Source organism: Ruegeria sp. BHSB056, assembly GCF_059613305.1.
Map to the genome: position 1 here is coordinate 65627 of NZ_JBXWSG010000008.1, position 11650 is coordinate 77276.

The 11650-nt window shown below is 58.5% G+C and carries 15 protein-coding genes; 9 read left to right on the forward strand and 6 right to left on the reverse strand.

The features are described from left to right. Window positions 1-5: 5 nt before the first annotated feature. Entirely contained in the window at window positions 6-293 is a 288-nt protein-coding gene (gene groES, locus AC2FND_RS03795) for a co-chaperone GroES (protein ID WP_209504786.1), read from the reverse strand. A gap of 152 nt (window positions 294-445) precedes the next feature. Next, the gene (locus AC2FND_RS03800; protein WP_496768009.1) at window positions 446-1120 is read right to left on the reverse strand and encodes a DUF2161 domain-containing phosphodiesterase; all 675 of its coding nucleotides are present in this window, start codon (window positions 1118-1120) and stop codon (window positions 446-448) included. 109 nt (window positions 1121-1229) lie between these two features. Here AC2FND_RS03800 and AC2FND_RS03805 point away from each other — a divergent pair, with 109 nt between their 5' ends. The 5 genes from AC2FND_RS03805 to AC2FND_RS03825 all read left to right on the forward strand — a co-directional run bounded on the left by AC2FND_RS03805 (window position 1230) and on the right by AC2FND_RS03825 (window position 5275). Continuing rightward, window positions 1230-2210, forward strand: a complete 981-nt coding sequence (locus AC2FND_RS03805; RefSeq protein ID WP_496768010.1) for a TraB/GumN family protein — start codon at window positions 1230-1232, stop codon at window positions 2208-2210. A gap of 110 nt (window positions 2211-2320) precedes the next feature. After that, entirely contained in the window at window positions 2321-3241 is a 921-nt protein-coding gene (locus tag AC2FND_RS03810) for a manganese-dependent inorganic pyrophosphatase (RefSeq protein WP_496768012.1), read from the forward strand. A gap of 138 nt (window positions 3242-3379) precedes the next feature. Further along, window positions 3380-3757, forward strand: a complete 378-nt coding sequence (locus AC2FND_RS03815) for a hypothetical protein (protein ID WP_480831292.1) — start codon at window positions 3380-3382, stop codon at window positions 3755-3757. Window positions 3758-3854: 97 nt separating this feature from the next. Then, entirely contained in the window at window positions 3855-4730 is an 876-nt protein-coding gene (locus tag AC2FND_RS03820) for a TIGR01459 family HAD-type hydrolase (RefSeq protein WP_496768014.1), read from the forward strand. Between the two features lie 101 nt (window positions 4731-4831). Further along, window positions 4832-5275 carry a MaoC family dehydratase gene (locus AC2FND_RS03825; RefSeq protein ID WP_209504791.1) on the forward strand — a complete coding sequence of 148 codons (444 nt, stop codon included), beginning with the start codon at window positions 4832-4834 and terminating at the stop codon, window positions 5273-5275. A 76-nt stretch (window positions 5276-5351) separates the two neighbouring features. Here the strand turns inward: AC2FND_RS03825 and AC2FND_RS03830 are convergent, their stop codons facing one another. Together AC2FND_RS03830 and AC2FND_RS03835 are read right to left on the reverse strand one after the other, a co-directional pair. Continuing rightward, window positions 5352-6341, reverse strand: a complete 990-nt coding sequence (locus AC2FND_RS03830; protein WP_480475455.1) for a methylenetetrahydrofolate reductase — start codon at window positions 6339-6341, stop codon at window positions 5352-5354. Further along, window positions 6338-6919 carry a methylenetetrahydrofolate reductase C-terminal domain-containing protein gene (locus AC2FND_RS03835; protein WP_209598048.1) on the reverse strand — a complete coding sequence of 194 codons (582 nt, stop codon included), beginning with the start codon at window positions 6917-6919 and terminating at the stop codon, window positions 6338-6340. The genes AC2FND_RS03830 and AC2FND_RS03835 overlap by 4 nt, the downstream gene beginning before the upstream one ends. Window positions 6920-7180: 261 nt before the next feature. Between AC2FND_RS03835 and AC2FND_RS03840 the strand changes: the two genes are divergently transcribed. Genes AC2FND_RS03840 through AC2FND_RS03850 form a run of 3 tightly spaced genes read left to right on the forward strand, consistent with a single transcriptional unit; the run spans window position 7181 to window position 9617 of the window. After that, window positions 7181-8113: a bifunctional riboflavin kinase/FAD synthetase gene (locus AC2FND_RS03840; protein WP_209504794.1), complete on the forward strand. Its 933-nt coding sequence runs from the start codon at window positions 7181-7183 to the stop codon at window positions 8111-8113. Further along, a complete protein-coding gene (locus AC2FND_RS03845) occupies window positions 8110-8583 on the forward strand; it encodes a YcgN family cysteine cluster protein (protein ID WP_209504795.1) in 474 nt (157 codons plus the stop codon). The genes AC2FND_RS03840 and AC2FND_RS03845 overlap by 4 nt, the downstream gene beginning before the upstream one ends. After that, a complete protein-coding gene (locus AC2FND_RS03850) occupies window positions 8583-9617 on the forward strand; it encodes a threonine aldolase family protein (protein ID WP_496768017.1) in 1035 nt (344 codons plus the stop codon). Before AC2FND_RS03845 ends, AC2FND_RS03850 begins: the two co-directional genes overlap by 1 nt. On the opposite strand, the gene AC2FND_RS03855 is transcribed toward AC2FND_RS03850, so the two are convergent. Continuing rightward, window positions 9604-10437 carry an alpha/beta fold hydrolase gene (locus tag AC2FND_RS03855; protein ID WP_348540391.1) on the reverse strand — a complete coding sequence of 278 codons (834 nt, stop codon included), beginning with the start codon at window positions 10435-10437 and terminating at the stop codon, window positions 9604-9606. The two genes, AC2FND_RS03850 and AC2FND_RS03855, sit on opposite strands and share 14 nt — an antisense overlap. Next, window positions 10434-11036 carry a 2-hydroxychromene-2-carboxylate isomerase gene (locus AC2FND_RS03860; RefSeq protein ID WP_209504797.1) on the reverse strand — a complete coding sequence of 201 codons (603 nt, stop codon included), beginning with the start codon at window positions 11034-11036 and terminating at the stop codon, window positions 10434-10436. The genes AC2FND_RS03855 and AC2FND_RS03860 overlap by 4 nt, the downstream gene beginning before the upstream one ends. A gap of 107 nt (window positions 11037-11143) precedes the next feature. On the opposite strand from AC2FND_RS03860, the gene prs reads away from it, so the two are divergent. After that, window positions 11144-11650, forward strand: a 507-nt coding sequence (gene prs, locus AC2FND_RS03865; RefSeq protein WP_496768019.1) for a ribose-phosphate diphosphokinase, incomplete at its 3' end; no start/stop codon positions are given.

The following is an 11650-nucleotide window of genomic DNA, read 5'->3' on the forward strand; positions in this document are numbered from 1 at the left end:
CGGGCTTACTCGATGATCCCCATGATGTCGCTTTCTTTCATCATCAGCAGCTCTTCGCCGTCGACCTGGACCTCGGTGCCCGACCATTTGCCGAACAGGATCTTGTCGCCAGCCTTGACCGCCATTGCGATCAGCTCGCCGCTGTCCTTGCGCGCGCCTTCGCCGGTTGCGACGACTTGGCCTTCGCTGGGCTTTTCTTTTGCGCTGTCAGGAATGATCAGTCCGCCTGCGGTTTTTTCATCGCTTTCGGTACGGCGAACCAGCACACGGTCATGAAGCGGTTTCAATGCCATCTTTGCAGCTCCTTGGGCTCAAAGTTTTGTTTATCCTCCCCTCGCCGTTTGACGAGGCGTTAGCACTCGGTGTGTGTGAGTGATAACGACGCATAGCTAGGGAGTCTAAAACGCCGAGTCAACAAGGTGTTTGGGATTTTTTTGAGAACGGCCTAGTCGGACTGTTCCCAGCTGTAGGCCCAGTGTTTCAAGCCATCTGTTCCGTCAGACGTAAGAGCGTAGACACCTTTTTCAACCTTCTCGAACCACCCATAGTGATTTTCCCGCATCAATCGGGTGGCAACCGGGACACCCACCGATCTGGCGACTTCGGCCCCTTTGGCCGGGCCGTGTTCGGCCAGAAAGGCGGCGCATTTCAGCGCATCCTGACGGTAGGCCGTCACGATCCCATGGCGTGTTGCGCCCCCGGAATTGGGGTCGCCCTCCAGCCGATCGAACTCGCGCAGCAGCCGCGCTGCCCTGGCCTTGTCCTTGCGCGGCGCATAGGGGCCCGGATCGCATTGCACCTCGACCGTGCCATCTGCGCGTACGGTGATCAGACCCAGACCAAGCCTGCGGCACAGCGCCAGATTGTCCCTGAGCGCCCGCCGGGCCGTGCGCCCGGTGGGTTTACTGACCCCGATATAGACCTTATCCGTGAGTTTCAGGCGGGTAATCGCCTGATGGAACAGGGACAGCGTGAACCTGAGCTTGAGTTCGACAATCACAGGCGGCTCGTCTTCGCGCATGGCGACGATATCGGCTGCGCCCACTTCTCCTTTGACGGTGTATCCCTGACGCTCCAAAAGTGCCTTGATCGGGGGATAGAGGTCCTGCTCGCGGTTCATGGGCTTATGCTACGCAGATTGTTGAGGAATACCAGACGGGTTGCTTGAACATAGGTCGCAGGCATGGCTATGTCTGGAACACCTTGATGACACAACACCGGATGGGTTCATGCGCCTGCTGACGTTTCTTGCTTTTCTACTGGCCCCGATCACGGCTGCGGCTGCGTGCGATGGGCAGGACTTGCGCCCGCAGCTGTCAGATGACGCACGGGCCGAGTTGCAACGCGCCGTGGCGGACATCCCCTTTCCGGAGGGCAACCACTGGATTGCGCGCAAGGATGACACGGTTCTGCACATCATTGGCACCCTGCACACGTATGACGAACGCATGGAAAAGGTGGTTGAACGCCTGTCTCCGGACCTGAGCAAGGCTGACGCATTCTATTTCGAAGTCACCCAGACTGACATGGACGCTTTCGAAAAGAATCTGGCCAATAATCTCAGCGCCATAATGATCACATCCGGGCCGACCCTGATTGACCTGATGGGAGATGAAGACTGGGCCGCATTTTCGACCGCGTTGAACCAGCGCGGCATTCCCGGCTGGATGGCAGCCAAAATGCGACCGTGGTTCTTGACCATGATGCTGAGCATCCCGCCCTGCATGATGGAAGATCCGAACGGGACCTACGGTATGGACGCCCGCCTGAATGATCTGGCCGCAGAAAACGGCATTCCGCAATACTCGCTGGAACGTATCGACGACCTGATCGCCATGTTCGACAGCCACCCGCTGGAACAGCAGGTCGAGTCACTGGTGCGCCTGTCCGGGGCGATGATGGGAAGCAACGATCAACTGGCCACCATGGCCAATGGATATCTGGAAGAAAAGCACGCCGAGATCATACAATTTGCCCGCCTGCAGGGGTTCGAGGAATCCGGGCTGAGCCGGGACGTCTTCGATGAGGAATGGAACGGGTTCGAGCAGCAGATGCTGGTCCAGCGGAATGCCCTGTGGATGGAGCATATTCTGACCATCACGGATCAGACAGCGGTGATCGCGGTCGGCGCAGGTCATCTGAGTGACGATCACGGTTTGCTGAACCAGCTGGAGCAGGCCGGATATACGCTGACACGCGCCGCATTCTAGCCCGGTTCAGCGGTTTTCAGACCAAGCGTCGCAGACAGGCTGCTGTGGCGTGACAAGGACGTTTGTCCGCCCTATAAGGCGCGCAAATTTCCATTCCGCAGGACGCTGACATGACAACGCTCGTATTTGGTCACAAATCCCCCGACACCGATTCCACAGGCTCGCCGATCCTGTGGTCGTGGTACCTCAACGAAATCAAAGGCGTGCAGGCCGAGCCCGTGCTGTTGGGCGAGCCCAACACCGAAGCGGCGTTCATGCTGGACAACTGGGATTTGCCCAAGCCACGTATCCTGAACGATCTGGCCGCGGGCACTCCGGTGGTCATCGTCGACACCAACAACCCCGCCGAACTGCCCGCCAATGTAAATGACGCGGACATTCGCGCCGTCATCGACCATCACAAGCTGGTCGGTGGTCTGGAAACCAAAGGCCCGATCGACATCACCGTACGCCCGCTGGCCTGCACGGCCACCATCATGGTCGACCTGATGGGCGACGATGCGGCCAAGATGCCCGACGCCATCAAGGGCGCGGCACTAACCTGCATCCTGTCGGACACACTGGAATTCCGCTCGCCGACCACAACGCCCCATGACCGCGAGGTCGCTGAGCGGCTGGCGGCCGAGCTGGAGCTGGATATCTCTGCTTACGCGGCAGATATGTTTGCGGCGAAATCGGATGTCTCGTCCTTCTCGGATGCCGAACTGATCCGCATGGACAGCAAGGAATACGAGGTCGATGGCACCAAGTTCCGCGTCTCGGTTCTGGAAACCACTGCGCCGGGCGTCATTCTGGACCGCAAGGCAAGCCTGGCGGGTTCGATGGTGGATGTCGCCAAGGAAGACGGTGTCGATCAGGTGCTGCTGTTCGTCGTCGATATCCTGAACGAGGAAGCCACCCTGCTTGTGCCCAACGATCTGGTCAAAACCGTTGCCGAGAAAAGCTTTGGCGCATCCGTCGATGGCGACGCCGTGGTTCTGCCGGGCATCATGAGCCGTAAAAAGCAGATCATTCCGAACCTGAAGGTCTGAAGAAATAAGCGAGGTCCGTCGTTTTGAAAAAACGGGCCTCGCACCACAATTTTTACGCTAGCATTCAATCCTTGTTGCGCCTCTGATTGAATCCGACGAAGGTGCCCCCGCATACTACGAGAAGAACGGAGGCTACCCTTGATCAACAAAGTAACGCTTTTCAGTTTTTTCGCACTTTCTCTCACAGCGTGCTCACCATCCTGGGAGACTACAAATCTCGACAGTGCGTCTAAGAAGCAGAAGGTGAACCAAGTTGCTGCTAGCGAGATAGAATTGAGCAGCGCGGCCTTTGACCCCGCCACCCATATTAAATTGGGTGATCTGGAGGTTACAATCAGCAAAACTACGGTTTTCAATGCTGACCCCACAGTAGAGCAAGTCGAAAGGAAGCTTCGCGAAGATGCCGCAAAACTAGGCGCGACCGCAGTTGTCGCTGCCAAGATTTCAGCGGTGCAACCCACACCATTGAGTTGGGGCGCGCGAACAGGATCCGGGATTGCCGTGAAACCCAAGTAAAACCACGCTAGGAAAACTGGCTGGCCACCGATCGATTGGTGGCCAATCCCTTGCCAATCGGTCATAAGGCTCGTGCAGTTTCAGCTTGAGGCCACATATGACCCAGATCGTTCACGCGCTTTCCGAAATCTCTGCCCGCTACAAAGCGTTGTTTGTCGATCTTTGGGGGTGCGTTCACAACGGGATCACGGCCTATCCCGAAGCTGTCGCAGCCCTTCAAGCCTATCGCGCGGACGGGGGGCTTGTCGTGCTGGTCACGAACTCGCCCAAACCCCGCGCGGGCGTGGCCGAGCAACTGGTGCAGTTCAATGTTCCCGCAGATGCCTATGACACCATTGCCACCAGCGGCGATTCCGCGCGGTCGGCGATGTTCCGTGGCGCTGTCGGGCACAAGGTTTACTTCATGGGAGAATGGCAGCGCGATGCGGGCTTTTTCGAGCCACTGAAACTGCTGCACCACCCGATCCATATCGAACGTGTCCCGCTAAGAGAGGCCGAAGGGATCGTCTGCTGTGGTCCCTTTGATCCGATGGCTGACCCGGACGTGAACCGCCCCGATTTCCTCTATGCCAAGCAGATGGGCATGAAGCTGCTGTGCGCGAACCCCGATATTGTTGTCGATCGCGGCGAAGTACGAGAATGGTGTGCCGGCGCTTTGGCCAAGCTCTATACCGAGATGGGAGGCGAGAGCTTGTATTTCGGCAAACCGCACCCGCCGATCTACGATCTGGCGCGCCGCAGGTTGCAGGAACTGGGACATGATATCCCCGACAGCGACATTCTGGTGATCGGCGACGGCCCCCATACGGACATTCTGGGGGGTATGGGTGAAGGCATTGATTCCCTGTTCATTTCGGGCGGGCTGGCGGCGGCCGATACAAAAACGTCGCACCATCCGGATCACGAATCCCTAACGGCTTATATCGAAAGGGAAAAGATCAACCCGACCTACACTATCGGTCGATTGAGATAGCAAGAAAAGACTTGATTTTCTGCAACTGCGAAGTAATAAAGTTGCCAACCTAGGCCGGATAGTGGTTTTTTCTTTCTCGGTCGATTTCGAGTGAGGGCAACATGTTGGACAATCTTCCACGCGGAACGATCTGTATCGAAGACATCGAAATGGGCATGTCCCGCCACCTGCGCAAAGTGGTGACGGACGAAGATATCGAGATGTTCGCGCAGGTCTCGACAGACCGGAACCCGGTGCATCTGGATGATGATTATGCCCGCGATACAATCTTCGAAGGGCGCATCGCACACGGAATGCTGACAGCTGGGCTGATCTCGGCCGTAATTGGCGAACAACTGCCGGGCCATGGCACGGTCTATATGGGGCAGTCATTGAAGTTCCTGGCCCCCGTGCGCCCCGGTGACATGGTTTACGCCGAGGTCAAAGTCATCGACATCGACTTTTCCAAGCGCCGCGTCAAACTGGATTGTCATTGCTCTGTCGAGGGTAAGAAGGTTCTGATCGGCGAAGCCATGGTATTGGCCCCGTCGCGCAAGTTCGACTGATCGGCGAACACATCCATGCAAAAGGCGCCCGACCGGCGCCTTTTTTTGTTTGAACGCTGTTTTTTGCCTGTGCCTTTCAGGACGGGCGGGCGCGTTTTCGCCCTTTCAACGCACCGGATTCCAGAATGATCTCTGACACCACGTGCTCGCGCCTGTAAGCCATCACATGAACACCGGACACCCCCGCGATATCGCGGATCTGCTGGATCAGTTCGATACAGATCTTCTTGCCCTCGTCAGCTGGCTTTTCGGCTTTCTCCATCCGCTCGATGACCTGATCGGGGATGTGAATGCCGGGAACATTGCTGCGCATCCAGCGTGCCGCACGCGCTGACGCGATGGGGCCGACGCCCGCGATGATGAACACTTTCTTGTCCAGTCCCGCATCGCGCACCCGCGCCATGAATTTTTCGAACAGCGGAATGTCGTAGATGTAATTGGTCTGAATATACTCGGCCCCGGCCTCAACCTTCTTTGCCAGACGGTCAGGTCGCCAGTCATAAGGCGGTATGCAGGGGTTTTCGGCAGCACCAAGGAACAGTTGCGGCGGGCGCGTGATCTTACGACCAGAAAGGAACATTCCCTGATCGCGCATCGTGCGGATCGTCCGCAGCAGGGTCAGGGAATCGAAATCGAAAACCGGTTTTGCCCCTGGCTGATCCCCGACGCCGACGCCGTCGCCGGTCAGGCACAGCACGTTACTGACGCCCAACGCCGCAGCCCCCAGAACATCGCCCTGAATGGCAATCCGGTTCCGGTCGCGGCAGGAAATCTGATAGACCGGAGAATAACCCGCGCGCGTCAGCAAGGCACAAATTCCAATCGAGGACATATGGCAGTTCGCGCCCGAAGCATCGGTTGCATTGATCGCGTCAGCCACTTCGCCAAGCGGTTGGGCCGCCTGAAAAACATCCTCGGGGTCGGCACTGTCGGGTGGGTTCAACTCGGCAGTCACTGCGAAACGGCCTGAACGGAGTACCTTTTCCAACCGGCTGTGCGACACATATCCTTGAGGAACCGGAACATAGCCAATCGGCTCCACCTCGTTGCGATGGGTATCACTCATTTCTTCAGTTCCCGGTTGATCGCGTTGGGTGGTTCGGCGGCCAGTGGTGCCGCAGAGGGTTCATTCTCGCGCGCTTCGGGGAATGCCTCGGCCAGCGCCAATCGGGCAGCATCCCGGGTCTCGCGTTCGTGCGCTGCAATCTCGCGACTGACCCGCAACCAGGATGACGAGCCTTTCAACGTGTGCTCCACCGGCGGAAGAACTTCTTTTATCTTGTCGGCTCCGTCCCGCATACGGCTGGCTCCGTTCCAGGCCAGGGCCCAGACGCATTTCATATCCGGCTTCACCTCACAGAACTCGCCGGGACGTACGCCGCCACATGGGCCATTGCGCAATTGCTTTGGGCAGTTCATCGGGCAGGACATTCCGGTGGATGACAACACGCATTGCCCGCACATCTTGCAATCGAACAACAGGGTTTTGACGCCCTTCTCGACCAGTGCAATGGGGCGTTCGACGCGGTTATATCCGATCTTTGCAAATAGCGGGTCCATCGCGACCATGCCGCGTTCGACACATTTATAGATCCACTCGAAAGTGCGGGCATGACGAATCGCGAACAGTCGCATTCGGTACATGGGTCTGCCTCCTGTGCTGGGTTCGTTCGAACCTGGCCGGGCTTTGATCCGGCTCGCTGTAAATCCAGAGAACCGGATTTTCAGTCTAAACCCGGAGTTTTTTTTGAATCAAGCGGTTGGAGACGCCTGGTCTGAAATACTTGGATTGGCCTCGTCCATTTCCCGGCCAACTGAAATGTTCAGAGCTCAATCACAGGATCACATTCTTGGAATTCAAACTGCCGCTTGAACAAATTGACTCGCGCCGCTACGCAATCGTCTATGCACATCATCCGGGATATCCAGTTCGTCCAGCCAGAAGATCGCGGCGCCAGCGTGGCAATCGGGAATTTCGACGGCGTTCATTTGGGGCATCAGTCGGTCATTGAACTGGCCCGAAAGGCTGCGCCGGAGGCGCCGCTGGGTGTGTTGACCTTCGAGCCGCATCCGCGGGAGTATTTTGCGCCGGACACGCCTCCGTTCCGCCTGATGCGGGGTAATGCGCGGGCGCACCGGCTGGAAAAGCTGGGCGTAGAGAAGCTGTATGAACTGCCGTTCAACGCGGCGCTGGCCGGTCTTTCGCCAATGGAGTTTGCGCGCAACGTGATCTGTGACGGGCTGGGCCTGTCGCATGTCGTCGTGGGTGCCGATTTCTGCTTTGGCAAGGGCCGCAGTGGCACAGCGCAGGATCTGGTGAAGTTCGGGCGGGACATGGGGTTCGACGTGACGATTGCGCCTTTGATGGAACGGTCGGAAAACGTGGTGTCCTCAACCGCCATTCGCACCGCGCTGAGCGACGGCCGACCACGTGACGCAGCCGCGATGCTGGGACACTGGCACCGGATCGAAGGCGAAGTGATCGGGGGCGAACAGCGCGGGCGCGAGTTGGGCTTTCCCACCGCGAACATGTCCATCGAAGGGCTGCACCCGCCAAAGTTCGGTGTCTACGCCGTATTGGTGGATGTGTTGGATGGGCCGCATAAAGGCAGCTATCACGGTGCGGCCTCGATCGGGGTGCGTCCGATGTTTAACGGTCAGGTGCCCAATATCGAGACCTTCCTGTTCGACTTTTCGGGCGATCTGTACGGGGCGACCCTATCGGTGGGTCTGATCGACTTTCTGCGCCCCGAGATGACATTTGACGGGCTGGAAAGTCTGATCACGCAGATGGATGCCGACTGCGAACAGGCCCGCGGTGTTCTGACCGCCCTATGAGTGTTGATCCGATTGAACGCACGGGCCTGCCTGCCCGGTTTTGGGAACGCAAACCCCTGCGCCAAATGAACCAGCGCGAGTGGGAGGCATTGTGTGATGGTTGCGGCAAATGCTGCCTGAACAAGCTGGAAGATGAAGACACGGGTGAAGTTGCCCTGACCTGCGTCGCGTGCCGCCTGTTGGATGATGAAAGCTGCCGCTGCGTGCAATACGACATCCGGCATCAATTCGTGCCGGAATGCATCGTCATGACCCCCGACAATATCGACGAACATGCCTATTGGTTGCCACAAACCTGTGCGTATCGGTTGTTGTGGGAAGGCAAACCGCTTTACGACTGGCACCCGTTGATATCTGGTACAGCGGACAGTGTGCACGCTGCCGGGGTCTCGGTTCAGGGGCGCACAGTGTCTGAATTCGAAACGCCCATGGAAGAGTGGGAAGATTACATAATCGAGGAGCCAAGCTGATGCATTTCGCGTCTGACAATTCCGGGCCGGTTCATCCGCAGGTCATGGCCAGGCTGGCCGAGGTCAATCAGGGCTATCAGATGGCCTATGGCGCGGATACGCTGATGAACGAGGTGCGCGACCGTATCCGCAGCATATTCGAGGCTCCGGGCGCTGCGGTCTATCTGGTGGCGACGGGGACAGCCGCGAATTCGCTGGCCCTTGCAACATTGTCAAAGCCCTGGGAAACGGTCTTCTGTTCCCCTGTTGCACATATCCACGAGGATGAATGCAACGCACCGGAGTTTTACAGCGGCGCCAAGCTGACCCTGGTTCCGGGCGGAGACAAGATGACCCCTGAGGCGCTGCGCGGGTCAATTCTGGGCGAAGAAACACGCGGCGTACATGGGCCGCAGCGCGGACCCGTGTCGATCACACAAGTAACCGAGCGCGGATCGGTTTATTCGCTTGCAGAGTTGCAGGCCCTGTGCGGGGTCGCCAAGACGTACGGTCTGCCTGTGCATCTGGACGGTGCGCGCTTTACCAACGCGTTGGTTGCGCTGAACTGTTCCCCGGCGGATATGACGTGGAAAGCAGGTGTGGATGCTGTCAGTTTTGGCGGCACCAAGAACGGTCTGATGGGTGTCGAGGCGGTGGTGTTCTTTGACGAAAGCAAAGCCTGGGAGTTTGAGCTGCGGCGCAAACGCGGGGCGCATCTGTTTTCCAAGCACCGCTATCTGTCCGCTCAGATGGCCGCCTATCTGGAAGACGACCTGTGGCTGAAGATGGCACGTCAGGCCAATGACAACTGCGCCCGCTTGGCCGAGGGTTTGCGCGCCAAGGGGGCGGCATTTTTGCACGAACCGCAGGCCAATATGATCTTTGCCTCATTCCCACGCGCGAAGCACAAGCAACTGCACGAGGCCGGCGCGGTTTATCACCTTTGGGGGGCAGAGCTGGACGGCGAGGATGAAAACGAAAACCTCGCGTGCAGGCTGGTTTGCGACTGGTCCATCGGAGCGGCGGAGGTCGATCAGTTTCTCAATCTGCTTTAACGCCTATCGGGGCGTTGGCCTGCCAGAACGCCCGCAGCAAAGCGCCGGTTTCATCAGGGTGTGAAATCGGCAGCATGTGCCCTGCGCCGTTGATGCGTTCATGGCGCGCATCAGACAGGCGCCGTTGCAGCCCTGCGCAAATCGCGTGGATCACCGGCGGCGTCTCAGACCCGCTCAGCAGCAGGGTCGGCATCGATGCACGCCGGAGCCGATCCGGGTCAAGCAAACCTGCCTGATCGTCATAGAGCACAGGCTGCACAGCCGGAACCGCGTCGATCCCACGCACCATATTTGCCCGCGTGCGTTCGGGCAGATCAGGCCATTTGGGGCTGATCTTCGTGCTCCACGCCCTGTTGAACAGGCGCGCGGCCAAAACCTTGTCACCAGACCCGAAGGCCGCGTTGACCGGCTCGGAGTCCCGTTCGTGCTGTTCGAACAACAGCGGCGCATCCTGTTTTGCAACTGCAAAAAACACGGGTTCGATCAGGATCAGGCTGCGCACGCGGTCGGGATGTTCGATCGCCAGCCTAAGCGCGATCATCGCCCCAAAGGAATGCCCGATTACATCCATGGGTTCGGTCAATTCAGCCAGGGCCGGTTTGGTCACTGCGTCAAAGAAATCACCCTGCCCGTCCCAATCCGGGCTGCGCCCATGCGACAGCATATCCGGGGCAATAAAGGACGCACAGCCATCCAGCGCACTGGCCAAACCGGACCAGGCACCGGAATGTGCGATCGTGCAATGGAGGGCGAGCAGTTTCCGCTCCCCCTCGCCCAAGTGCCTGACGAAAACCGATTGCATCGCGGCCCTGACCGTCACCCGTTCATCTCGGCCAGATGCTGGTCCAGATCATCCAGCCTGTCCTGACCCCAGAACCGCTGGTCGTCGGGTGTGATATAGAACGGTGCGCCGAAGACACCCCGGTCCACGGCTTCCTCGAGGTTGGCGGCATAGGTTTCTGCCCCAACCAGCAAGCCGCTGTCCGCCAGACCGGGATCAAACCCGGCTTGCGTCAGACATTCGCGGATGACATCGTCCTGTGCGATATCCTTTTCCTCGGCCCAGCAGGCGCGAAGGAAGGAATGACACAGCTTACCCACATCGCCCGAACCGTCCTTGATCGCGGCAATAACCGCATAAGATGACGGGGCCATGTTGGTCGGCCAGTGCGCCGGTTTCAGATTGAACTCCATCCCCAGATTCTTCGATTGGCGCAGCAACTCCTGTGCGCGGTATTCGATACGAGAGATATGCCGGTCTTTCGGAGGGGTTCCCCCGGTGCGCGCGAACAGGGCGATAATGTCCAGCGGTTTATAGTTGATCGTTGCGCCGTGTTTCGCCGCAATTTCTTCCAGCCGCATCCCCGCCAGATAGGAATAGGGTGAGAGTGTCGCAAAAAAGTAGTCAATCTGGGTCATGTGCACTTTCTCCGCTGCGTTACCTTTGCGGGACGGTAAGGCCATGCTAAGCGGTGTCAACATCACGATTCTGTCACATTGCCATTGCTGCCCGGGGACCTCAGCCGATGCCGACACTTCACGAACCCAAGCTTATCGCTGGGAACGCCAACCTTCCGCTTGCCCAAGCCATCGCACGCCGCATGAGCCTGTACCGAGGCGTTGATCAGGGTCTGGTCGATGCGCGTGTCGAGCGGTTCAACGACGGTGAGATCTTCGTCGAAGTGTTCGAGAATGTGCGCGGCGAGGATATGTTCATTATCCAGCCGACCTCGAACCCGGCCAATGACAACCTGATGGAACTGCTGATCATCGCAGATGCCCTGCGCCGGTCGTCCGCTCAGCGGATCACCGCCGTGATCCCGTATTTCGGGTACGCCCGTCAGGACCGTCGCACCAAGGCCCGTACGCCCATCAGCGCCAAGCTGGTGGCCAACATGCTGACCGGGGCCGGGATCGAGCGGATCCTGACAATGGACCTGCACGCGGCCCAGATTCAGGGCTTTTTCGACATGCCCGTGGACAACCTTTATGCCTCGCCCATCTTTGCGCTGGATGTGAAGCATCAGTTCAAG

What these genes read in the sequence shown, in the direction of transcription:
- groES (WP_209504786.1), bottom strand. Translation starts at nt 293, where the DNA reads ATGGCATTGAAACCGCTTCATGACCGTGTGCTGGTTCGCCGTACCGAA.
- AC2FND_RS03800 (WP_496768009.1), bottom strand. Translation starts at nt 1,120, where the DNA reads ATGAACCGCGAGCAGGACCTCTATCCCCCGATCAAGGCACTTTTGGAG.
- AC2FND_RS03805 (WP_496768010.1), top strand. Translation starts at nt 1,230, where the DNA reads ATGCGCCTGCTGACGTTTCTTGCTTTTCTACTGGCCCCGATCACGGCT.
- AC2FND_RS03810 (WP_496768012.1), top strand. Translation starts at nt 2,321, where the DNA reads ATGACAACGCTCGTATTTGGTCACAAATCCCCCGACACCGATTCCACA.
- AC2FND_RS03820 (WP_496768014.1), top strand. Translation starts at nt 3,855, where the DNA reads ATGACCCAGATCGTTCACGCGCTTTCCGAAATCTCTGCCCGCTACAAA.
- AC2FND_RS03825 (WP_209504791.1), top strand. Translation starts at nt 4,832, where the DNA reads ATGTTGGACAATCTTCCACGCGGAACGATCTGTATCGAAGACATCGAA.
- AC2FND_RS03830 (WP_480475455.1), bottom strand. Translation starts at nt 6,341, where the DNA reads ATGAGTGATACCCATCGCAACGAGGTGGAGCCGATTGGCTATGTTCCG.
- AC2FND_RS03835 (WP_209598048.1), bottom strand. Translation starts at nt 6,919, where the DNA reads ATGTACCGAATGCGACTGTTCGCGATTCGTCATGCCCGCACTTTCGAG.
- AC2FND_RS03840 (WP_209504794.1), top strand. Translation starts at nt 7,181, where the DNA reads ATGCACATCATCCGGGATATCCAGTTCGTCCAGCCAGAAGATCGCGGC.
- AC2FND_RS03845 (WP_209504795.1), top strand. Translation starts at nt 8,110, where the DNA reads ATGAGTGTTGATCCGATTGAACGCACGGGCCTGCCTGCCCGGTTTTGG.
- AC2FND_RS03850 (WP_496768017.1), top strand. Translation starts at nt 8,583, where the DNA reads ATGCATTTCGCGTCTGACAATTCCGGGCCGGTTCATCCGCAGGTCATG.
- AC2FND_RS03860 (WP_209504797.1), bottom strand. Translation starts at nt 11,036, where the DNA reads ATGACCCAGATTGACTACTTTTTTGCGACACTCTCACCCTATTCCTAT.